Here is a 22,709-nt window from a genome sequence, read left to right on the forward strand (position 1 = left end):
TTTATCAGGGCTTCGATCAGCCTTACGCGCCCGGCTTCGCCGCGTGAGCGGACGACACCTGCGCCCTGGCGGCTGCGTTGCCGGTCGCGCTGCTGGCGTTGTTAGCCGCCTTGTGCGCATTCGGACCGGCGTTTTCGGCGATGATGCGCGCGATTTCCGCGTCGGCTTCTGCGCCGTACTTGGCGAACACATCGGTCTCGTAGACGGTGTTCTGCGCATTGCCGAGCTGCGTGCCCGAATCGTTGCGGATGTTCACGTCCACCTGCATCGAGAGGCCGATACGCAGAGGGTGCTTCAGCAGGTCTTCCGGATCGAGCGAGATACGCACCGGCAGGCGCTGCACCACCTTGATCCAGTTACCCGTCGCGTTCTGCGCGGGCAGCAGCGAGAAGGCCGAGCCCGTGCCCGCCGAGAAGCCCACCACCTTGCCGTGATAGACGACCGACGAGCCATACACGTCGGCCGTCATCTCGACCGGCTGGCCGATGCGCATGTGCTTGAGCTGCACTTCCTTGAAGTTGGCGTCGATCCACAGCGAGTTCAGCGGCACCACCGACATGAGCGGATTGCCCGGCGAGACGCGCTGGCCCACCTGCACCGAGCGCTTGGCCACGTAGCCGGTAACCGGCGCGGGCAGCGTGTTGCGCGCATTCGCCAGATAGGCGTCGCGCACCTTGGCTGCGGCGGCCTCCACGTTCGGGTGATTGGCGATGGTCGTGTTCGCGGTCAGCGCGCGGTTCGCGGCGAGCTGCTGCTGTGCGGCTTCGAGCGCGGCTTCGGCGCTGCGCACGGCGTCGCGGGCGTGCGAGATCTCTTCCTGCGAGACGGCGCCCGTCTGCGCGACCTGCATGCGGCGGTGCAGGTCGTCTTGCGCACGCGAGAGGTCGGACTGACGCTGGGCGACTTGCGCTTCGTACTGGCTGTCGTCGGCGAAGAGGCCGCGCACCTGGCGCACCGTCTGCGCGAGTTGCGCTTCAGTTTGCTCGAGCGAGACGCGCGCGTCGGCCGGGTCGAGCAGTACGAGCGGGTCGCCGACATTCACGGTTTGCGTGTCGTCCGCTTTCAATGCGATGACCGTGCCGGTAACCTGCGGCGTGATCTGCACGACGTTGCCGTTCACGTAGGCATCGTCCGTGCTTTCGGTAAAGCGCGCGACGAGGAAGTAGTAGAGGCCGTAGGCAACGGCTGCAATCACGATCACGAGGACAAGCAGCGTCATCATGCGCTTGCGCTTGCCGCTGTTCGCGTTCGGCTGCGGATTGGCCGCCGGCTGCTGGGGGGTGCTCATGGAAGGATCTCCGGATGCTTGCGTGCTGTTCGTTCAGTTTTTGATGTTCGTGTGCTGCTCGGCGCTCAATTCGACGCAGGCGTAGCGTTGGCCGCGTTCGTCGCTGCCGCCGCGTTCTGCGGCGAGCGCGTACCGCGCCACGGGGCACCGTTCACGTCGCTCTGGCCCCGCGCTTCGCTGCCGACTTCGGCGGGCGGCGTGAGACCCGCGCCTTGCGCTTCAAAGCCGCCGCCAAGCGACTTGATGAGCGCCATCTGCTGGTCGCGGCGCTGCGCCTTCAGGTTCGACACCGTCTGCTCCGCGGCTAGGCGGTTCTGGTCGGCGTTGAGCACCTGAAGCTGCTCGGAGAGCCCCGCCTTGTAGCGGATCACCGCGAGCTGCCAGGCCTTGGTCGACGCGTCGAGCGCGCGATCGGCGTCCACGAGCTGCTTGTCCGCCGAGCGGATCGTCGATACGTTGGTCGCCACGTCCTGGAACGCGCCGATGAGCGTCTGGTTGTAGTTCGCCACGTCGAGCTCGAAGTCGGCGTAGCGGCCCTTCAACTGCGCACGCAACGCGCCCGCGTCGAAGAGCGGCAAATGCACGGCCGGCCCGATGTTCGCCTGGCGGCTCGTGAAGTTCAGGAATTTGCCCCAGCCGAACGCGTCGAAGCCGAAGCCGGCCGCGAGGTTCACGTCGGGATAGAACTCGGCCTTGGCTTCCTTTACGTCGTGCATCGCGGCTTCCACCTGCCAGCGCGCGGCGACGATGTCGGGGCGGCGCGCGAGCAGGTCGGCGGGCAGATTGTCAGGCAGGGCGACGTTGGCGACCGGGTTGAGCACCGGTTGCGCGATTTGCAGGCCACGGTCGGGGCCCTTGCCGAGCAGCGCGCCGAGCTGATAGCGCACGGATTCGATCTGGCCGTCGATCTGCGAGAGGTTCGCCTGGCTCGTCGCGATGTTGCCGTTCGCGGTCTGTTTCTCGACGTTGGTGTCGAGGCCCGCCACCACGCGGCCGTTCGTGATCGTGCCGATGGTCTTGCGGTTGTCGATCTCGTGCACGGCGATGTCGCGCAGCTCGTAGAGCTGGGCGAGCTGGTTGTACGTGCGCGCAACCGAAGAGGCGAGCGCGACGCGCGCCTGCTGCATGTCCGCCTCGGCGGCACGTTGTGCGGAAACGGCTTGCGCGAGGCGCTGGCGGTTCTTGCCCCAGAGGTCCAGATCCCACGAGGCGCTGGCGAGCACGTTGTTCTCGCTATACCACGTGCCGCCGTACGGGGGCGGAAAAAGGGCGTTGGCCGAGTACAGCTCGCGGGTCCATGAATAGCTCAGGTTGGCCTTCGGGAAGAGCGCCGAGCGCGAGGTTTCGATGTACGACGACGCCTTGGCAATGCGCGCCTGCGCTTGAGCGATGGTCGGGCTGCCTTCGAGCGCCTCATCGATCAGCTTCGGCAACTGCGGGTCGCCGAACTGGTTCGCCCAGTCGAGCGTGGGCCACTGGCCGCCTTGCGCCGGAATGCTCTGCGAGCTTTCGAACTGTTGCGGCTGATCGATGGTCTTGTCGCTCTTGATGCCGATATAGTTCGCGCAACCCGCAAGGGCGAGCGCCGCGACCGCGGCGGCGACCGCCGCCCGGCAGGACTGTGCCCGCACGGCCGGAGCTGGCGCAAACTCGGTTTGGGATTTCATTGCTCGTCTCGATGCGTGAGAGTGTGTGGTGATACTGGACGATGCAGTTATTTTCTTGTTCGGCGATTTCAAATTTGCTTGCCCCGTCATCAATTCTCGGGCGGATTTGGGTTCGAACTCTGGCTAGCTTCGCAGCTATTCGAAAGAATCCGCCTCAACATGCTCTTCAGGAAGCCGACTTCCTCAGGCGTAAATCCGGCAGAGACATGCTCCGTGACGCTGCGGAATATCGCCGGCATGCGCGCGGCGATGGCAAGGCCCTCGGGCGTGAGCGCGAGGCGTACCGCGCGGCGGTCTTCGGAACTGCGCACGCGCTTCAGGAGCCCGCGCTTCTCCAGCCGGTCGACCAGGCGTGTGACGGCGCTCGCGTCGATGCCGTACTCGCGGGCGAGTTCGGCCGCGAGCAGACATTTGCCGCTCGCTACCATGAAGAGGATGCTGGCCTGCTGGCTCGTTACGCCGAGTTCGGCAACGGCGCGCTGGGTGACCATGTTCGACATGGTCGATTTCACCCGCGAGATCAGGTAGCCGACGCTCTCGCCGAGATCGTAATCGCGGACTTCGGGCGGGGGCGTGGGAGTCGGATCCGTCATGATTCTGCTGCGAGTGCAATGGTTGACCAGGCAGGGATTATAGGGGCGGTTAGTTGACGCGGCAAGGTTTATTCTGCCTTTGCCGAGAAACCTTTGCAGGACAGGGGCTTAATCCGGCCCCGCGGGCATGGGACAATGCGGCATGAGCGGCGCGCCGGTGCGCCCATCGGATCTTGCCCGCGTTGCGCGATTGCGACGCCGGCCACCCCAATCCAGGGTGCTCCCCGATATGCGCAAGATCAATTCATCTGCGCGTGCTATAATTTCAGGTTCCCAAAAGTGCGTCATCGCAGCGATGCTGAATTGACCCGCCGGCAGTAGTCCGGGTGGATCGAAGCGGCGGCCGCGCGCCCTCGCCGGGCCTGCCAGCAGGGCATGCGCGGCGCACTCAACTGTACCCAGGTTCCTATGTCCCGCGCTCTTCGCAACATCGCCATCATTGCCCACGTCGACCACGGCAAGACCACGCTCGTCGACCAACTGCTGCGCCAGTCCGGCACCTTCCGCGACAACCAGCAGATCGCCGAACGCGTCATGGACTCGAACGACATCGAAAAAGAGCGCGGGATCACGATTCTCGCCAAGAACTGCGCGGTCGAGTACGAAGGCACCCACATCAACATCGTCGACACCCCGGGCCACGCCGACTTCGGCGGCGAAGTGGAGCGCGTGCTCTCGATGGTCGACTCGGTGCTGCTGCTCGTCGACGCCGTGGAAGGCCCGATGCCGCAAACGCGCTTCGTCACGAAGAAGGCGCTCGCGCTCGGCCTGAAGCCGATCGTCGTCGTCAACAAGATCGACCGTCCGGGCGCCCGTATCGACTGGGTGATCAACCAGACCTTCGACCTGTTCGACAAGCTCGGCGCGACCGAAGAGCAGCTCGACTTCCCGGTCGTGTACGCCTCGGGCCTGAACGGCTACGCGTCGCTCACCGACGACGCGCGCGAAGGCGACATGCGGCCCCTGTTCGAGGCGATCCTCGAACACGTGCCGGTGCGCGACGCCGACCCGGAAGGTCCGCTTCAGCTGCAGATCACGTCGCTCGACTACTCGACCTACGTCGGCCGTATCGGCGTGGGCCGTATCAAGCGCGGCCGCATCAAGCCGGGTCAGCCGGTGGCGCTGCGCTTCGGTCCGGACGGCGAGGTGATGAACCGCAAGATCAACCAGGTGCTGTCGTTCAGCGGCCTCGAGCGCGTGCAGGTCGAATCGGCTGAAGCCGGCGACATCGTGCTGATCAACGGCATCGAAGACATCGGCATTGGCGCGACGATCTGCGCGGTCGACACCCCCGAAGCACTGCCGATGATCACGGTGGACGAGCCGACGCTCACGATGAACTTCCTCGTGAACTCGTCGCCGCTCGCAGGCCGCGAAGGCAAGTTCGTGACGAGCCGCCAGATCCGCGACCGTCTCACGAAGGAGCTGAACCACAACGTCGCGCTGCGCGTGAAGGACACCGGCGACGAAACCACGTTTGAAGTGTCGGGCCGTGGCGAACTGCACCTCACGATCCTGATCGAAAACATGCGCCGCGAAGGCTACGAGCTGGCCGTGTCGCGTCCGCGCGTGGTGCTGCACGAAGTCGACGGCGTGAAGCAGGAGCCGTACGAAATGCTGACCGTGGACGTCGAAGACGGCCACCAGGGCGGCGTGATGGAAGAGCTGGGTCGCCGCAAGGGCGAAATGCTCGACATGGCGTCGGACAGCCGCGGCCGCACGCGTCTTGAGTACCGCATTCCGGCCCGCGGCCTGATCGGCTTCCAGGGCGAGTTCATGACGCTCACGCGCGGCACGGGTCTCATGAGCCACGTGTTCGACGCCTACGGCCCGATCAAGGAAGGCACGCTCGGCGAGCGCCGCAACGGCGTGCTGATCTCGCAGGACGACGGCGCCGCTGTCGCCTACGCGCTGTGGAAGCTGCAGGACCGCGGCCGCATGTTCGTGAAGCCGGGCGACGCGCTGTACGAAGGCATGATCATCGGTATCCACAGCCGCGACAACGACCTCGTCGTGAACCCGATCAAGGGCAAGCAGCTCACCAACGTGCGCGCCTCGGGCACCGACGAAGCCGTGCGCCTCGTGCCGCCGATCCAGATGTCGCTCGAATACGCAGTGGAATTCATCGACGACGACGAGCTCGTGGAAGTCACGCCGCAGTCGATCCGTCTGCGCAAGCGTCACCTGAAAGAGCACGAGCGTCGCCGCGCGAGCCGCGAAGGCGCTGCCGAGTAATTTGCAGTTTTATCGCTTTTTTCCGCACTGCAATGCATACAGACTCACAGAAAAGCCGCCGCTTGATGGGCGGCTTTTTTGCGTCTGGCGGAGATTGCATTGCGGTGCGGGAAGAGAGCGTTGCGAATGCCGCAAGGGCCCATATAAAAAGGGTTCCCGGGTGGTGTTCGGTCGCATTGCATCCTGTGGAGAGATGCGCATATGCGCTATACTCCGCGGATGCATGATTTAGGTCCTTCCAAGCAGACTTGATTCGCAATCCGCTAAACGGTCAGGCCGTGGCGCGGAAGGTTGAGTAACCCGCTATTTCTCGAGAAACTCGAAGAAAGGTGAGCGTAAATGTCGGAAACGATGAAGCAATTCCAGCTGAACTCCTATTTGTTCGGCGGCAATGCTCCGTATGTCGAAGAGCTATACGAAGCATATCTTGACAACCCTGCGTCCGTTCCGGACACCTGGCGTGAATACTTCGACGCACTGCAAAACGTGCCGTCGTCGAGTGGCACGGCCGACAACGACATCGCCCACGGGCCGATCGTCGAATCCTTCGCTCAACGCGCGAAGGCCAACGCATTTGTTCCGCGCGGTGCCGGCGAAGATCTCGCCACGGCGCGCAAGCAAGTCTACGTTCAGTCCCTGATTGGTGCTTATCGATTCCTCGGCTCGCAATGGGCCAATCTCGATCCGCTCAAGCGCCGCGAACGTCCGAACATTCCCGAACTCGAGCCTGCGTTCTACGACTTCACCGAAGCCGACATGGACCAGACGTTCAGCGCCACGAACCTCTATTTCGGGTTCGAGCGCGCGACGCTGCGCGAGATCGTCAAGGCGCTGCGCGATACGTACTGCGGTACGCTCGGCGCCGAGTACATGTACATCAGCGATCCTGAACAGAAGCGCTGGTGGAAGGAGCGTCTCGAGTCGATCCGCTCGACGCCGAACTTCTCGAACGACAAGAAGAAACACATCCTGCAGCGCCTGACGGCCTCCGAAGGTCTCGAGCGCTTCCTGCACACCAAGTACGTCGGCCAGAAGCGCTTCTCGCTCGAAGGCGGCGAGTCCTTCATCGCCGCGATGGACGAAACCGTCCGTCACGCAGGCGCGAAGGGCGTGCAGGAAATCGTCATCGGCATGGCTCACCGTGGCCGTCTGAACGTGCTGGTCAACACGCTGGGCAAGATGCCGGCTGACCTCTTCGCCGAATTCGAAGGCAAGCACGTCGACGACCTGCCGGCAGGCGACGTGAAGTACCACAAGGGCTTCTCGTCGGACGTCTCGACCGAAGGCGGTCCGGTTCACCTGTCGCTCGCGTTCAACCCGTCGCACCTCGAAATCGTCAACCCGGTGGTTGAAGGTTCGGCCAAGGCCCGTATGGACCGACGCGGCGACGCGGACGGCCTGCAGGTGCTGCCGGTGCAGATCCACGGCGACGCGGCCTTCGCAGGCCAGGGCGTCGTGATGGAAACGCTGAACCTCGCGCAAACGCGCGGTTACGGCACGCACGGCACGCTGCACATCGTCATCAACAACCAGATCGGTTTCACGACGTCCGACCCGCGCGATGCGCGTTCGACGCTCTACTGTACCGACGTGGTCAAGATGATCGAAGCGCCGGTGCTGCACGTGAATGGCGACGATCCGGAAGCGGTCGTGCTGGCTATCCAACTCGCGATCGATTTCCGTATGCAGTTCCACAAGGATGTCGTCGTCGACATCATCTGCTTCCGCAAGCTCGGCCACAACGAGCAGGACACCCCGGCTGTCACGCAGCCGCTGATGTACAAGACGATCGCGAAGCACCCGGGCACCCGTGCGCTGTACGCCGAGAAGCTCGTGCAGCAAGGTGTGATCACGGCTGAAGACGCAGACAACTACGTCAAGGCTTACCGCGCCGCGATGGACGAAGGCCACCACACGGTCGACCCCGTGCTCTCGAACTACAAGAGCAAGTACGCGGTGGACTGGGTTCCGTTCCTGAACCGCAAGTGGACCGACGCAGCAGATACGGCAGTGCCGCTCGCCGAACTCAAGCGTCTGGCTGAGCGCATCACCACGATCCCCGAGAACTTCAAGGTTCACCCGCTGGTCGAGCGCGTCATCAACGACCGCCGCGCGATGGGCAAGGGCGAAGCGAAGCTCGACTGGGGTATGGGCGAGCACCTCGCGTTCGCGTCGCTGGTCGCTTCGGGCTACGCAGTTCGCCTGACGGGCCAGGACTCGGGCCGCGGCACGTTCACGCACCGCCACGCCGTTCTGCACGACCAGAACCGCGAACGCTGGGACGACGGCACGTACGTGCCGCTGCAGAACATCGGCGAGAACCAGGCGCAGTTCACGGTGATCGACTCGGTGCTGTCGGAAGAGGCCGTGCTGGGCTTCGAATACGGCTATTCGACCGCCGAGCCGAACACGCTCGTCGCGTGGGAAGGCCAGTTCGGCGACTTCGTCAACGGTGCGCAGGTCGTAATCGACCAGTTCATCTCGTCGGGCGAAGTGAAGTGGGGCCGTGTTTCGGGTCTCACGATGCTGCTGCCGCACGGCTACGAAGGCCAGGGTCCGGAGCACTCGTCGGCACGTATCGAACGTTTCCTGCAGCTGTGCGCCGAGCACAACATGCAGGTCGTTCAGCCGACCACGCCGGCCCAGATCTTCCACGTGCTGCGCCGTCAGATGATCCGCCTGTTCCGCAAGCCGCTCATCATCTTCACGCCGAAGTCGCTGCTGCGTCACAAGGAAGCCGTCTCGGACCTGTCCGAACTCGCGAAGGGCACGTTCCAGCCGGTCATCGGCGAAGTGGACGAAAGCATCGACGCGAAGAAGGTCAAGCGTGTGGTCGCCTGCTCGGGCCGCGTGTACTTCGACCTCGTCGCGCATCGCCGTGAAGCCAAGGCGAACGACGTCGCGATCATCCGTATCGAACAGCTCTATCCGTTCGCACACAAGCAGTTCGAAGCGGAACTGAAGAAGTACGACAACGCGACCGAAGTGGTCTGGGTGCAGGACGAGCCGCAGAATCAAGGCCCGTGGTTCTACATCGAGCACCACCTGAAGGAAGGCATGAAGGAAGGCATGAAGCTCGCGTACAGCGGCCGTCCTGCTTCCGCCTCGCCGGCTGTTGGCTACTACGCGAAGCACTACGAGCAGCAGAAGGCGCTGATCGAAGGTGCATTCGGCCGCCTGAAGGGCGCGCAGGTCGCGAAGTAAGCACTAGAGCAACCGAACCGGGAAAGCCTCGCGCTTTCCCGCGCTCATGTGCGCGACCGGTTCGTCATACGGGGATGTCCCCGATAAAGTATTCAGGAAAATCACATGGCTATCGTAGAAGTGAAGGTCCCGCAGTTTTCGGAGTCGGTGTCGGAAGGCACGATGCTGCAGTGGAAGAAGAAGCCGGGCGAAGCTGTTGCCCAGGACGAAGTCGTCATCGAGATCGAAACCGATAAGGTCGTGCTCGAAGTGCCCGCGCCATCAGCCGGCGTGCTGGCCGAGATCCTGATCGGCGACGGCGCAACCGTCGAGAGCGAACAGGTGATCGCAAAGATCGACACGGAAGCCAAGGCCGGCGCCGCCGCTGCTCCCGCAGCCGCCGCCGCACCGGCTGCTGCTGCCCCGGCAGCCGCACCGGCCGCTGCCGCATCGACGGCAAGCAGCACCGTGGCCTCGCCCGCAGCGACCAAGCTGATGGCAGAGAAGGGTCTCGCAGGCGGCGACGTCGCCGGCACGGGCCGTGACGGCCGCATCACGAAGCAGGACGTGCTCGGTGCTGGCGCACCGAAGGCCGCTCCGGCAGCAGCACCGGCTGGCAAGCCTGCCGCCGCCAAGCCGTCGCTGCCGCAAGTCAGCGCACCGGCATCGGCTGCGAACTGGCTCACCGATCGTCCGGAACAGCGCGTGCCGATGTCGCGTCTGCGTGCGCGTATCGCAGAGCGTCTGCTCGAGTCGCAGCAAACCAACGCCATCCTCACGACGTTCAACGAAGTGAACATGGCGCCGGTCATGGACCTGCGCAACAAGTACAAGGACAAGTTCGAGAAGGAACACGGCGTGAAGCTCGGCTTCATGTCGTTCTTCGTGAAGGCCGCGGTGCACGCCCTCAAGAAGTTCCCGCTCGTCAACGCGTCGATCGACGGCAACGACATCGTCTACCACGGCTACTTCGACATCGGTATCGCGGTCGGCTCGCCGCGCGGTCTGGTGGTGCCCATCCTGCGCAACGCAGACCAGATGAGCCTCGCCGACATCGAGAAGAAGATCGCCGAATTCGGCCAGAAGGCCAAGGACGGCAAGCTCTCGATCGAAGAAATGACGGGTGGTACGTTCTCGATCTCGAATGGCGGTGTGTTCGGCTCGATGCTCTCGACCCCGATCATCAACCCGCCGCAGTCGGCGATCCTCGGCGTGCACGCCACGAAGGAACGCGCCGTGGTGGAGAACGGCCAGATCGTGATCCGCCCGATGAACTACCTCGCGATGTCGTATGACCACCGCATCATCGACGGCCGCGAAGCCGTCCTGTCGCTGGTCGCGATGAAGGACGCGCTGGAAGATCCGGCTCGTCTGCTGCTCGACCTGTAAAGATCGGCCTCATCAAGCATCAAGTCTCACACTGAGCGCCGTGCGCGCGGATTCCGGAAACCGGGCTCCGCGCGCCGCGCTCACGTCTCGAAAGGATGAACATGTCCAAAGAATTTGACGTCGTCGTGATCGGCGCCGGCCCCGGCGGCTATATCGCGGCGATCCGCGCCGCACAGCTCGGCAAGTCGGTTGCGTGTATCGAAAAGTGGAAGAACCCGGCCGGCACGCTGAAGCTCGGCGGCACCTGCCTGAACGTGGGCTGCATTCCGTCGAAGGCGCTGCTCGCCTCGTCGGAAGAGTTCGAGAACGCCGCGCATCATCTCGTTGACCACGGCATCAGCGTGGGCGACGTAAAGATCGACGTCGCGAAGATGATCGAGCGCAAGGAAGGCATCGTCGAGAAGATGACGAAGGGGATCGAGTTCCTGTTCCGCAAAAACAAGATCACGTGGCTCAAGGGTCACGGCAAGTTCACCGGCAAGAACGACGCCGGCGTGCAGATCGAAGTGAGCGGCGAAGGCGAAACCGAAGTCGTCACGGCGAAGAACGTGATCATCGCGACGGGCTCGAAGGCGCGCCATCTTCCGGGTATTCCGGTCGACAACAAGATCATCTCCGACAACGAAGGCGCGCTCACGTTCGACAGCGTGCCGAAGAAGCTGGCTGTGATCGGCGCAGGCGTGATCGGTCTGGAGCTGGGCTCGGTGTGGCGCCGTCTCGGTGCCGACGTCACGATCCTCGAAGCGCTGCCGGAATTCCTCGGTGCGACTGACCAGGCGCTCGCGAAGGAAGCGGCGAAGCTCTTCAAGAAGCAGGGTCTCGACATTCACGTTGGCGTGAAGGTCGGCGAAGTGAAGGCGACCGACAAGAACGTCACGATCAACTACACGGACAAGGACGGCAACGCGCAAGTGTTCGAAGCCGACCGCCTGATCGTGTCGGTTGGCCGCGTGCCGAATACCGACAACCTCGGTCTCGAAGCGATCGGCCTGAAGGCCAACGAGCGTGGCTTCATCGACGTGGACAACCACTGCGCAACGTCGGTGCCGAACGTGTACGCGATCGGCGACGTGGTGCGTGGCCCGATGCTCGCGCACAAGGCAGAAGACGAAGGCGTGCTGGTGGCCGAGATCATCGACGGCCAGAAGCCGCACATCGACTACAACTGCATTCCGTGGGTGATCTACACCGAGCCGGAAATCGCATGGGTCGGCAAGACGGAGCAGCAGCTCAAGGCAGAAGGCCGTGACATCAAGACGGGCCAGTTCCCGTTCATGGCGAACGGCCGCGCGCTTGGCATCAACAAGTCGGACGGCTTCGTGAAGATGATCGCCGACGCCAAGACCGACGAACTGCTCGGCGTGCACATCATCTCGGCCAACGCATCGGACCTGATCGCGGAAGCCGTGGTGGCGATGGAATTCAAGGCTGCCGCCGAAGACATCGGCCGCATCTGCCATCCGCACCCGTCGCTGTCCGAAGTCATGCGCGAAGCTGCACTCGCCACTGACAAGCGCGCTCTCAACATGTAAGCGCCAAGGGCAGGGCGGCCGAATTTTTTGGCCGCTCTGCTCCGCAATACCCAGCATCACGTACGGAGGCGGGTGGGCTTTTGCTCTCCCGCCTTTCCTCATTTGCGGCCCAGAAAATGAACGTCACCGAATACTACGAAAACGAACTGCAGAAGCGGGGATACCAGCCCGATACGGCGCAACGCGCCGCGATCGACCGGCTGCAGCGGTGCTACGACGAGTGGGCTGCATACAAGTCGCGGCGTTCGAACGCGCTCAAGAAGTTTCTCGTTCACCCTGACCTGCCGCGCGGCGTGTACATGTGGGGCGGTGTCGGGCGCGGCAAGAGCTTTCTGATGGACAGCTTCTATGCAGTCGTGCCGCTGCAACGCAAGACGCGTCTGCACTTTCACGAATTCATGCGCGAGGTGCACCGCGAACTCGAAGAGCTCAAGGGCCAGGCCGATCCGCTCGACGAACTCGCGCGCCGGATTGCGAGGCGTTATCGCCTGATCTGCTTCGACGAATTCCACGTCTCGGACATCGCCGACGCGATGATCCTCTATCGTCTGCTCGACCGCCTCTTCGAGAACGGCGTGCAGTTCGTGATGACGTCCAACTACGATCCCGATCTGCTCTATCCCGATGGCCTGCATCGCGACCGCATGCTGCCTGCGATCGAGTTGATCAAGAGTAAGCTCGACGTGCTCAACGTCGATGCGGGCGTCGACTATCGCCAGCGCACGCTTGCGCAGGTCGAGGTCTATCACACGCCGCTCGGCGCCGCCGCCGACAAGGCGTTGCGCCACTCGTTCGCGGAGCTCGCCGCCGTCCCCGACGAAAGCCCGCTGCTGCGCATCGAAAAGCGCGAACTGAAGGCGTTGCGCAAGGCCGACGGCGTGGTGTGGTTCGATTTCGCGACGCTGTGCGGCGGTCCGCGCTCGCAGAACGACTATCTGGAACTGGCGAGCCGCTTTCACGCCGTGATCCTGTCCGACGTGCCGCAGATGACGCCTCGTATGCAGTCCGAAGCGCGCCGCTTCACCTGGCTCATCGACGTGTTCTACGACCACAAGGTCAAGCTGCTGATGTCGGCCGCGGTGCCGCCCGAAGAACTCTACGTGGAAGGACCGATGGCCAACGAGTTCACGCGTACGGTGTCGCGTATCGTCGAAATGCAGTCGAAGGAATATCTCGAAACGCCGCGCCGCATTGTCGATACGTCGCTGACCTGATCGCACGGCGCCCACACCGCAACTGCGGGCGGTGGGCGCATCCGCGGCGACACACCGAAGCTGGTGCCACGCTGGTGGCAAGCCAGTCTCAAAATAGCGCGGCGGCACCTATTTCAAGATTCGGACTCGTCTGATATGGGCGGCCGGAGCGAGTGGATATCGTTTGTCAGTACACCTTCTGACAAAGGACCGTCCATGACCCCGCATCGCGATATTACCGACGAAGAATGGCAGCGCGTGATGGTGCTCCTGCCCGAACTGCGCCCGCGCACCGAGTTGCGCGGCCGGCCGCTCGCCAATACGCGCTCCGTGCTCAACGGCGTGGTGTGGGTCATGTATAGCGGTGCGACCTGGTCGGCCATGCCGCGCCGCTACCCTTCGTATCAAACCTGCCATCGCCGCTTCAAGACCTGGCACTACAACGGCGTGCTCAAGCGCGTGATGGGCGAGTTGTTCGGCGAAGACGGTGCGGCGTTGTGCGACACCATCGAAACGCGCATGCGCAAGCACATGAGCCGCGCAGAAAAAGCGGCGCGCAACATGCCGCGCAATTCGCCGTTCGTGCCGGCAGCGTCCGCGTCGTCGCAGCCTTTCAACTATCGCTCGGTGTATCGTCACCCGGCGTAATACCGGCGCTTACGAAGTCCGGCCGAAGCGGCTCATGCGTGCGCTTCGGCCGGTTTCGTCTCTCAGGTTCCCTTGCCGGTTTGCGCACCGGTCCTCAGGTCGATCCACTCACTCATCCACTCACTGCTGACGCACCCACGTCTGCGAGCGGCCAAGCAGCGAAATGCCCATATAGCCGCGCACGACGAGTTTCTGGCCGCCGTCTTCCGTATGCATCTTGCAGCGGTACACCTTGCCGTTCTCAGGGTCGAGAATGTGGCCGCCGTCGTACTCCTCACCGGTTTTCTTCATGCTGTCGATGATCGTCATGCCAAGGATCGGCTGATCCTTGCGTGAGTCGGTGCAGGCCGTGCAGCGCCGGTCGGGCTGGTCATTCGCGCTGAGTCCCTTGATGACCTTGCCGCTCAGGTCGCCGTTCGCGTCTGCACTGATCTGCACGAGCGCCTTCGGCTGGCCGGTGTGGTCGTCAATGGTCTGCCAGACGCCAACTGGCGTGTCGGTTTGAGCGTGCGCGGCGACGGCGCCGCACAGCAGTGCACTCGCAAGCGCGACATGGCGCGCCGCGCGTCCCATGACTCGGTTCATGTCTTCCTCCACTGATGTTGTTTGTCGTGTCGATGCTGACCGTGCGTCGGGCCGGGCACGCCGCAAGGTCAGGGCAGGATACTGGAAAGCACCGCGCGCGTTTGAGAGAAGGAACTCTAGTTTGAGCGGGCCTGCTCGCCGCGCTGGACCAAAACGGCTGGCAACGCAAGGGCACCGCGCAATTCCTGGGAATTTCTCGCTAAGTGTTGTGGGAATAGATACGTAATCGGTAAATTTTCTACGAGGGGCCCGAAACACGTGAAAGTGAGTAATAATTGTGCCGATTTGTAAAAATTAGAACTGTTCAAAGCAGGTACTACATGGACTACAAGTGGAGAGTTCGTCGCACCGCCTGGGCGGCGCTGGTATTAATCGGGGGAATCGGTACGGGCTGCGCACAGACGCCGCCTGACAATTCAGCAGCAAATGCAGCAGCAGCGGCGCCCGTAGCACAGACCACCGCCGCACCCGCAGTGCAGGACGAGCAGGCCGCAACCCCTGCGCTGCCTTTGGCAGCGAGCCAGCCGAGCGTACTTACGCCGGATGAAGCGAAGCAGAACGCCGCGGGTAACGTCGCCGAGCTGCAGCAGATGCTGCGAGGCTCGGAACTCGCCGAGCTGCGCACGACCTACAACGGCTCGTATGGCGCGAGCTTGCTGTTTTACGGCAAGGAAATGACGTACTACGTCACGCTGTTCCAGAACAAGACGTTCTGGCGCGTGATCAAGACGAGCGACGAGACGCGCGCTGAGGCAATCTACCGCGACTTCGCGATGAAGTCGGGGCAGCTCGCCGAAGTGGAAATCCGCCGCACGCGCCTCGAAGCGCAGAAGGCGTTCACGGACCGCATGATCGCGCTCACGCAGGACCATGCGAACCGGCTCCAGGCAGATCTGGCCATCGCGCGCGAGCAGCAGGCGCTTGTCGCGGACCAGCAGAAGCAGGGCCACGATCAGGCGAACGCTTTGCAGGCGCAGAAGACAGCCGCCCAGGCGCAACTGCGCACGGTTCAGCGTCAGGTGCGCGAACTGCAGCAACAAGTGGAAGGCGGTCTGCCGATCCGCTGATCGCCGGTACGCGGTGTGGCCAGGTCGCTTGCCCGGGGCCTCGCCGTGCGACGGGTTGTGCGACGGATCGTGCGGAACACGCAGATGCGGCACGCAAAAGGCGGAGCGTCATGGACGTTCCGCCTTTCTTCATGGTGCGATCGCTCAGGGCGCGCTCAGTGCTTGCCGTGGCGATGCGTGTCGCGGCCCTTGTGGGTTTCGTCTGCGGAATGGGGCTTCGGTTGAGAGCCGGTGGGCGAGGGGGCCACGGCGATCGGATCGCTCGCGGGGAAGGTCTCGTCGAGCGCTTCGTCGAGCGGGTCTTCCTGCGAGGGTTGCGGGGCTTTCGGCTTGGATGCGCTCATGGCGGTCTCCGTGGCGATATGCGTGACGCTCAGAATAACGCAAAGCCAAAATCGTGACCGCGAGCCACGACTGTCAGACCGCTTCGGAAGACAGTGGAACGAAACTGAACTCGACTGCACGCAACGCGCGCGCAAACGCACGGGCGCGCCTTGGCGCGCCCGTGTACTGAAGATCGGCGTGACTGGCGGAACGCGCAGCGAGTACGTCAGTCAGCAGCGGCTTAGCTGTTGCCCGAGCCTTCGCCGCCGTTGCTGCCGTTGCCGCCGTTGTTCACCGCGCCGTAGAGGCGGCGGCGGCGTGTGACGACGACTGGGCCGTCCTGGGAGCCACGGTCGTTGCCGGGGGCGCCCGATGCGCCGGACGGCGCCGACCAGTTCTCGCGCGGCTCGCGCGATTCACGCGGTTCTCGTTGTTCACGCGGGCCATGACCGCCGTGACTGCCGTGCGGGCCGCGGCTCGTATGCTCGCCGTGCGAGCTGCGAGCGCCGCCCGGGCGCGGACCCGGGCGGGTGCCTGTGTCGAGCTGGATGGTCGAAATGGCGCGCTTGTAGATGCCTTGCAGGCCGACGGGCGTGCGCAGCATCACCAGGTACTGATCGAACGACTCGATGCATCCGGTCAGGCGAATGCCGTTGACCAGATAGATTTCGACGCGCTTTCTTTCCTTACGCGCGGCGTTCATGAAGTCGTTTTGCGGGTGCGATTCTGCGGAAGGCATGGACTAGATTTGGCCAGGCGGCGCAATGCCGCAATCAGTTGAAAACGTTTGCTCGCCGCGATTCTACCTTGTGTCGGCGAAGCGCGCGTGCGGGGAAGTAAGCTTACTGCAGAACTATACCGGCTCGCGGCCGCAACCGCAGATTGACGAAAAATGCATCGCTGCGTCCCTTGTGGTCGGCTGCAGGGAGGCGGGCGCGTCCGGATGACAGGTTGCGATGTGCAGCGACAACGGTTTTCGGAAAGTGGCCTGCTTGCGATACGCCCGCGGGCTGTCACACCCGTGACCTTTCGACGCGCATGCGCTCACACACACAGCGTAGTCCATGACAGCGCGCCATGCTCGACCGATTCGAGGCCGGCTTGGGCCGGTTTGGGCCCGGTTTGAGCCTGGCTCGAGTCGGGTATCGTGCCGAATCCCACGCTTACACGATGTATTTCGATCCGCTTGCGACGATTCTCGCGGTGCCCGAGGGCTTCGTTCCGTGCGGCGGCGCACGAGAAAGGCGAAATCGCCGCTTGCGCGGAATAAGCGCACCGGCTGCAACGTTTAACGCGATATCGGCGATGAACTTCAATGGAGGGGATCATGAAGCGGTTTCGCATAGTTCTCGCATGTCTCGTTTGCGCGGCGCTTGCCGGCGTTGCGGGTGCAGGCCTCACGGCTTGCGGCGACATGAATTCGGGCGGGGCGTCGTCGACCAGTTCGGGCGGCTCGTCGGGCGGTGGCTACTGAGCGGCGTGCAGCGTGTTGCGTCATCCGTCGCCGGAGTTCGAAGCGCAGGTCGTGGCGCAGCTCGGGCCGATGCGCCGCTATGCGCGCGCCTTGACCGGCGACGCCGCCTGGGCTGACGACCTCGTGCAGGACGCCGCGGAGCGTGCGCTCTCGCGCTGGGCTTCGTTTCGCCCGCAGAGCAATTTGCGCGCGTGGCTGCTCACGATCCTGCGCCATCTGTACATCGATCAGCTACGCGGCCGGCGCGAGATTGCCGTCGACGACGAAGCTGCGCCGTGGCGCACGCTCGAAGCGCCGCACGGCGAGGTGGACGGTCTCGTGCTGCGCGATCTGCAGCGCGCGCTCTATGCGCTGCCGGCGGCGCAGCGCGAGGTGCTGCTGCTCGTGTGCGTGGAGGAGTTGAGCTACAGCGCGGCGTCGGCGGTGCTCGGGGTGCCAGCTGGCACGGTGATGTCGCGGCTCTCGCGGGCGCGCGAGCATCTGCGAGCGTTGCTCGACACGGGACCGGTGCAGGATCCGGGGCGCGATGCTGCGCAACGCACCGCGTCGCTGAGGGTGGTGGGGACGCTACGATGAACGACAACGATCTCGGCCACGAACGCGAAGGCGAAGGCGCGCCGCCTGGTTCCCCTGAGGAGGACCTTTCGGTGCTGGGCGCTTTTGTCGACGGCGAACTGCCGGCCGGCGAGCGCGAGGCGCTGCAGGCGCGCCTCGCGGACGATCCGCGCGCGTCGGCGCGTGTCGCGGCCTATCGCGCGCAGAAGGCCGCGCTGCAGGCGTTGTGCGAAGGCGCGCGCGTGCCGGGCGAGGGTGTACCGCCCGACGGCGCAGAAGCAGCAGGCACCGCGCCCGCCGTGCTCGTCCTGCGTCCGGGCGTGCCGTGGTGGTGGCGCGCGGGCATCGCGGCGGCGTGGGTGGCCGTGGGTGCGGGGCTCGCGGTGGCGGCCACGGCGCTCGTGCCGCGGCTCGCGCCTGGCTTCGCGCCGGAACTGGCGGCCGGCTTGGCGCCGGCGGCCGTGCGCAACGAAACGTCCGAAGCGTTCGCGCGCCGCGCCGACATCGCCTACGCGGTGTATTCGCCGGAGCAGCGGCATCCCGTGGAAGTGGGCGCGGCCGACGAGGCGCATCTCGTCGCGTGGCTCTCCAAGCGGCTCGGCAAGCCGCTCTCCGTGCCGTCGCTTGCCGAGTACGGCTATATGCTCGTGGGTGGACGTCTCTTGCCCGGCAACACGGGGCCGGCCGCGCAATTCATGTACGAGAACGATGCGGGCGAGCGCCTCACGCTCTACGTGGGCAGTTCGGCCACGGAGCGGGATCCCGTGCGCCTCTTGCGCGACGGCAACCGTCGCACGTTCTACTGGAGCACCGAACGCACGGGCTACGCGCTCTCCGGGCCGCAGACAGAACCGAAGCTGCGCGAGATCGCGCTAGATGTATGCGGCGCGCTGGGTGGCAAGCCCGGGCAGTGGTGATGAGCGCCGCCGGCAGAGCTAGCCGATGAGCGACGCCGCGCGCCATGTCGCGCCCATCTTGCCTCCCGGCATCGACGAGGCCCGTTTCGCGCGTGCGCTCGCCGCGTTCGAAGGGATCGTAGGCGCGCCGAACGTCTGCCGTGGCGGCGCATCGCTCGATCCGTATTCCGATCCATTCGTGCCACTTGCCGATGCGCATGCGTTCGCGCCTTCGGCGGCGATCCTCCCTGCGAGTGTCGATGAGATCCGCGCGATCCTCCGAGTCGCGAACGAAACGCGCGTGCCGCTGTGGACCGTTTCCACGGGACGCAACTTCGCTTACGGCGGCGCCGCGCCGCGTCTGGCGGGTTCGGTCGTGCTCGACCTGCAACGCCTGAACCGCATCCTCGAGGTGGACGAGCGCCTGGCATGGGCGCGCGTCGAGCCAGGCGTGAGCTACTTCGATTTGCACGCGCATCTGCGCGAGCAGCATCTGCGCCTGTGGGTCGATCCACCCGCGGCAGGCTGGGGCAGCGTGGTCGGCAACACGCTCGAGCGCGGCTTCGGCACGACCGCCTACGGTGACCACGCCGCGTCGCAGTGCGGCTTGGAGGTCGTGCTCGCCAACGGCGACGTGGTGCGCACCGGCATGGGCGCGATCGAAAACGGCACGGCGTGGCAACTCTACAGGCCGGGCTATGGGCCTTCGTTCGATGCGCTCTTTACGCAGTCGAACTACGGCGTCGTCACGAAGATGGGGCTCTGGCTGATGCCGGCGCCACAGGCATTCGTGATCGGCGAGATCCAGTTCGCGCGCGAGGACGATCTCGGCGTGCTCGTCGATACGCTGCGCGCGCTACAACTCGGCGGCACGATACGCCAGCACGCGGTGATCGAAGGTGCGATCCGGCGCGCCGCGAGCCTCGCGCCGCGCGCTCGCTGGTACGAAGGCGAGGGCGCGATGCCCGAGGCCGCCGTCGCCGCGATGCAGCGCGATCTGGGTGTAGGCCGCTGGAATCTGCACTATGCGCTCTATGGCGCGCCCGAGGTGATCGACGTGGAGCGGCGCATCGTCGAGCGTGCGTTTGCCGGCGTGCCTGGTGTGCGTTTCTCTGCCCGGCGCTACGCCGAAGGCGATGAACCGCAGGGCGGCGCTGACCGCAATCTCGCCGGCATTCCGGCGATGAGCGCGTTTCGTATGCTCGACTGGCGCGGCGGCGAGGGCGCGCACGTGGACTTCTCGCCGCTCTGTCCCGCCGACGGCCGCGACGCGCTGCGCCAGTACGCGCTCGTCAAGGCGCGCGCCACCGAGTACGGTTTCGATTACTACGGCGGTTTCACCGCGGCGGGGCGCTATCTGCATCATGTATTCGCAGCGATCTTCGCGCGTGAGCACCGAGACGATGCAGAGCGCGCGGGGGATCTGCTGCGCGCGCTGATGAGCGACGCGGGCGCGGCCGGCTATGGCGTCTACCGCTCGCATCTGCTCTACATGGATTACGCCGCGGCGCAGTACGCCTTCAACGACGGCGCGCTGTTGCGTCTCGCGCAAACCGTGAAAGACGCACTCGATCCGCAGGGCGTGCTCTCGCCGGGCAAGCAGGGCATCTGGCCAGAGGCGTGGCGTGCGGAGCGCGGCTATACGTGATCGGTTTAAGTAAGATTGCGTAGCGATTGGCAGGAAGGCGCATGGAGGAATATCGATGGACAGGCGGGCTTTTCTCTGCGATGCCGGTGCCGTGGTGCTAGGCGCTGCATGTCAGGCGCATCCGCTCAGGGTTGCGTTTGCCGAATGTGCGCCTCGTGCGAGCGTTGCATTGAATGCGCCAGCCGCGGCAGTGTTCGACCCGGCGCTCGCGCAGGGCCGCGTGCTCGAACGCGCAGCGGCGCGCGCGGGATGCATTGCATGGGCCATCGGCGATGGTTGTGCCGAGATGGCCGATAGCGACATCGGCACTCTGTGGCACACGCGGATCGCGCGGCGGCTCGAGCCAGGCGCGGCCTTGATTGGCGCGTTGCGTCCCTCTGACCGTTTCGTGCTCGCGCGGCTCGCAAGCGCGCGCGGGGTAACGTTGCGCGACTTCGCTTAGTTAAGCTTAGCGATAGTGCGTCGACGTCTCACGTCTGCGGCTTCTTCGCGGCTTTCGCGATTTCTTCGTCGCGCAGCTGGCGGCGCAGGATCTTGCCGACGGTCGATTGCGGCAGGGACTCGCGGAACTCCACGAGGCGCGGCACCTTGTAGCCCGTGAGCTGCTGGCGGCAGAACTGGATCAGTGCGTCTTCGGTCAGCGCGGGATCGCGCTTCACGATGAACACCTTCACGCGCTCGCGCTGCACCGGATCGGGCACGCCGATCGCCGCCACCTCGCGCACGCCGGGGTGCGTTGCCACCACGTCCTCGATCTCGTTCGGATACACGTTGAATCCCGACACGAGAATCATGTCCTTCTTGCGGTCGACGAGACGGATATAGCCGTGCGCATCCATCACGCCGATGTCGCCGGTCGTGAGCCAGCCATCGGCAAACACCTTTGCCGTTTCGTCCGGGCGGTTCCAGTAGCCCTTCATCACTTGCGGGCCCTTGACACAGAGCTCGCCGGCTTCGCCGATGCCGGCCCACGTGCCGTCGTCCTTGCGAAAGCGCACCTGCGTGGAAGGCGCGGGCAGCCCGATCGAGCCTTCCGGATGCGCGTGGCCCGGGTCCTCATGCGCGACGTCGACGGGATTCATCGAAACGATCGGTGAGCATTCGGTGAGACCGTAGCCTTCCACGACGGACTTGCCCGTCACAGCCCGGAAGCGGTCGGCGACGGCCTTCTGCATGGCCATGCCGCCCGCCATCGCGAGCTTGAGGCCCGAGAAGTCGCGATGGCGGAACTCCGCGTTATCGAGCAGCGCGCTATAGAGCGTGTTGACCGCGCTGATGCAACTGAACGTCTCGTGCCGCAGCACCTTCATCACGCGCTTCATGTCGCGCGGATTGGCGATCAGGATGTTGCGTCCGCCGAGTGCCAGGAAGATCAGCGCATTGATGGTGAGCGAATAGATGTGATAGAGCGGCAACGGCGTGAGCACCGTCTCGGCCCGGGCGTCGAGCTGGTTGCCAACCCAGGCCTTTGCCTGCTGCACATTCGCGAGCACGTTGCAGTGCGTGAGCATCGCGCCCTTCGCGACACCCGTGGTGCCGCCCGTGTACTGGAGGAACGCGAGATCATCGGCGTGGGTCGCGACCGGCGCGTGTGGGGCGCGCGCGCCTTGCGCGAGTGCATCGAGAAGGCTCACCGCCTGCGGCAGGTGGTAGCGCGGCACCATCTTCTTCACGTGGCGCAGCATGACGTTGACGAAGCGGCCCTTGAGGTTCAGTCCTTCGCCCAGCAAGTCGCCGAGCGCCGTCACGACGATGCGTCGCACCTGCGTGCCGGGCAGCGCCGCTTCGAGCGTGGCTGCGAAATTCTCGAACACGACGACGGTCTGCGCGCCGCTGTCCTGCAACTGATGCGCAAGCTCGCGCACGGTATAGAGCGGGTTGACGTTGACGACCACGGCGCCTGCCTTGAGCGCTCCGAAGAGGGCAACCGGATACTGCAAGGTGTTGGGCAGCATGATCGCGACGCGTTCGCCTGGCTGCACGCTCGCGCCTTGCAGCCAGGACGCGAACGCCGTGGCCTTGCGGGCGAGCGCGGCATAGGTCATCGGCGAGCCGGCGCTCACGTAGGCGACGCGCTCGCTAAAGCGTGCCGTGCAGTCGTCGAAGAAATGGGTGAGCGAGGCGTACTGGCTTGCGGGGATTTCGCGCGGTACGCCGGGAGGGTATGAGGCGTACCAGATGCCGTCGGTGTCGGGAGAGGTCGTCTGAGGTGCGGAAGCTGCCACGGGACTCGCCGGATCAGGCTGGGGCGTTTCGCTCATAGTGGATCTCCGGACGGTAGGGCAACCGAGTGCGAATGCGTGTGCGCTTTCATCATGCAACGCCGCGCGCCGTGCGGCCAGGAGGTCTTACCCGGTATGCGAGCGTGCGCACGATAGATAGCAAAAAGGCCGTGCGGGGGAACCCGGCACGGCCTCTCATTGTGTTGCTGC

20 protein-coding genes are annotated in these 22,709 nt (G+C 64.6%); 13 read left to right on the forward strand and 7 right to left on the reverse strand.

Features of this window, described 5'->3' with window-relative positions:
• Positions 1-22: 22 nt before the first annotated feature.
• The 3 genes from M3I54_RS11510 to M3I54_RS11520 form a co-directional block, all read right to left on the reverse strand.
• Positions 23-1,288 carry an EmrA/EmrK family multidrug efflux transporter periplasmic adaptor subunit gene (locus tag M3I54_RS11510; protein WP_254335893.1) on the reverse strand — a complete coding sequence of 422 codons (1,266 nt, stop codon included), beginning with the start codon at positions 1,286-1,288 and terminating at the stop codon, positions 23-25.
• Positions 1,289-1,353: 65 nt separating this feature from the next.
• A complete protein-coding gene (locus M3I54_RS11515; protein WP_254335894.1) occupies positions 1,354-2,955 on the reverse strand; it encodes an efflux transporter outer membrane subunit in 1,602 nt (533 codons plus the stop codon).
• A gap of 89 nt (positions 2,956-3,044) precedes the next feature.
• A complete protein-coding gene (locus M3I54_RS11520) occupies positions 3,045-3,548 on the reverse strand; it encodes a MarR family winged helix-turn-helix transcriptional regulator (RefSeq protein ID WP_254335895.1) in 504 nt (167 codons plus the stop codon).
• Between the two features lie 408 nt (positions 3,549-3,956).
• Between M3I54_RS11520 and typA the strand changes: the two genes are divergently transcribed.
• From typA to M3I54_RS11550, 6 genes are all read left to right on the forward strand, one after another.
• Positions 3,957-5,783, forward strand: coding sequence for a translational GTPase TypA (gene typA, locus M3I54_RS11525; protein WP_254335896.1), 1,827 nt, complete (start codon positions 3,957-3,959; stop codon positions 5,781-5,783).
• 339 nt (positions 5,784-6,122) lie between these two features.
• Positions 6,123-8,987 carry a 2-oxoglutarate dehydrogenase E1 component gene (locus M3I54_RS11530; RefSeq protein WP_254335897.1) on the forward strand — a complete coding sequence of 955 codons (2,865 nt, stop codon included), beginning with the start codon at positions 6,123-6,125 and terminating at the stop codon, positions 8,985-8,987.
• Positions 8,988-9,092: 105 nt separating this feature from the next.
• A complete protein-coding gene (odhB, locus tag M3I54_RS11535; protein ID WP_254335899.1) occupies positions 9,093-10,355 on the forward strand; it encodes a 2-oxoglutarate dehydrogenase complex dihydrolipoyllysine-residue succinyltransferase in 1,263 nt (420 codons plus the stop codon).
• A gap of 101 nt (positions 10,356-10,456) precedes the next feature.
• Complete coding sequence (lpdA, locus tag M3I54_RS11540) at positions 10,457-11,887, forward strand: dihydrolipoyl dehydrogenase (protein ID WP_254335901.1); 1,431 nt, start codon at positions 10,457-10,459, stop codon at positions 11,885-11,887.
• Positions 11,888-12,003: 116 nt separating this feature from the next.
• On the forward strand, positions 12,004-13,101 hold the full coding sequence (gene zapE, locus M3I54_RS11545; protein ID WP_254335902.1) for a cell division protein ZapE: 1,098 nt from the start codon (positions 12,004-12,006) through the stop codon (positions 13,099-13,101).
• 195 nt (positions 13,102-13,296) lie between these two features.
• Positions 13,297-13,728: a transposase gene (locus M3I54_RS11550; protein ID WP_254335903.1), complete on the forward strand. Its 432-nt coding sequence runs from the start codon at positions 13,297-13,299 to the stop codon at positions 13,726-13,728.
• Between the two features lie 120 nt (positions 13,729-13,848).
• On the opposite strand, the gene M3I54_RS11555 is transcribed toward M3I54_RS11550, so the two are convergent.
• Entirely contained in the window at positions 13,849-14,313 is a 465-nt protein-coding gene (locus M3I54_RS11555; protein ID WP_254335904.1) for a DUF2147 domain-containing protein, read from the reverse strand.
• Positions 14,314-14,444: 131 nt separating this feature from the next.
• Between M3I54_RS11555 and M3I54_RS11560 the strand changes: the two genes are divergently transcribed.
• A complete protein-coding gene (locus M3I54_RS11560; RefSeq protein ID WP_375542131.1) occupies positions 14,445-14,516 on the forward strand; it encodes a helix-turn-helix domain-containing protein in 72 nt (23 codons plus the stop codon).
• Between the two features lie 117 nt (positions 14,517-14,633).
• On the forward strand, positions 14,634-15,380 hold the full coding sequence (locus M3I54_RS11565) for a DUF2968 domain-containing protein (protein WP_254335905.1): 747 nt from the start codon (positions 14,634-14,636) through the stop codon (positions 15,378-15,380).
• A gap of 155 nt (positions 15,381-15,535) precedes the next feature.
• Here the strand turns inward: M3I54_RS11565 and M3I54_RS11570 are convergent, their stop codons facing one another.
• Both M3I54_RS11570 and hfq read right to left on the reverse strand, forming a co-directional pair.
• Positions 15,536-15,724: a hypothetical protein gene (locus M3I54_RS11570; RefSeq protein WP_254335906.1), complete on the reverse strand. Its 189-nt coding sequence runs from the start codon at positions 15,722-15,724 to the stop codon at positions 15,536-15,538.
• Between the two features lie 221 nt (positions 15,725-15,945).
• Complete coding sequence (hfq, locus tag M3I54_RS11575; RefSeq protein ID WP_254335907.1) at positions 15,946-16,443, reverse strand: RNA chaperone Hfq; 498 nt, start codon at positions 16,441-16,443, stop codon at positions 15,946-15,948.
• Between the two features lie 588 nt (positions 16,444-17,031).
• On the opposite strand from hfq, the gene M3I54_RS11580 reads away from it, so the two are divergent.
• The 5 genes from M3I54_RS11580 (at position 17,032) to M3I54_RS11600 (ending at position 20,719) form a co-directional block, all read left to right on the forward strand.
• A complete protein-coding gene (locus M3I54_RS11580) occupies positions 17,032-17,178 on the forward strand; it encodes a hypothetical protein (RefSeq protein ID WP_254335909.1) in 147 nt (48 codons plus the stop codon).
• A 12-nt stretch (positions 17,179-17,190) separates the two neighbouring features.
• On the forward strand, positions 17,191-17,754 hold the full coding sequence (locus M3I54_RS11585; protein WP_375542129.1) for a sigma-70 family RNA polymerase sigma factor: 564 nt from the start codon (positions 17,191-17,193) through the stop codon (positions 17,752-17,754).
• Positions 17,751-18,650: an anti-sigma factor gene (locus M3I54_RS11590; protein WP_254335911.1), complete on the forward strand. Its 900-nt coding sequence runs from the start codon at positions 17,751-17,753 to the stop codon at positions 18,648-18,650. Before M3I54_RS11585 ends, M3I54_RS11590 begins: the two co-directional genes overlap by 4 nt.
• Before the next feature lie 25 nt (positions 18,651-18,675).
• Complete coding sequence (locus tag M3I54_RS11595) at positions 18,676-20,277, forward strand: FAD-binding oxidoreductase (RefSeq protein ID WP_254335913.1); 1,602 nt, start codon at positions 18,676-18,678, stop codon at positions 20,275-20,277.
• 169 nt (positions 20,278-20,446) lie between these two features.
• Complete coding sequence (locus M3I54_RS11600; RefSeq protein ID WP_254335915.1) at positions 20,447-20,719, forward strand: hypothetical protein; 273 nt, start codon at positions 20,447-20,449, stop codon at positions 20,717-20,719.
• A 28-nt stretch (positions 20,720-20,747) separates the two neighbouring features.
• On the opposite strand, the gene M3I54_RS11605 is transcribed toward M3I54_RS11600, so the two are convergent.
• Entirely contained in the window at positions 20,748-22,538 is a 1,791-nt protein-coding gene (locus M3I54_RS11605) for an AMP-binding protein (RefSeq protein ID WP_254335917.1), read from the reverse strand.
• Positions 22,539-22,709: the final 171 nt, after the last annotated feature.

The sequence above is a fragment of the Paraburkholderia sp. CNPSo 3274 genome, assembly GCF_024206475.1.
In the GTDB taxonomy this organism is placed as follows: Bacteria; Pseudomonadota; Gammaproteobacteria; order Burkholderiales; family Burkholderiaceae; genus Paraburkholderia.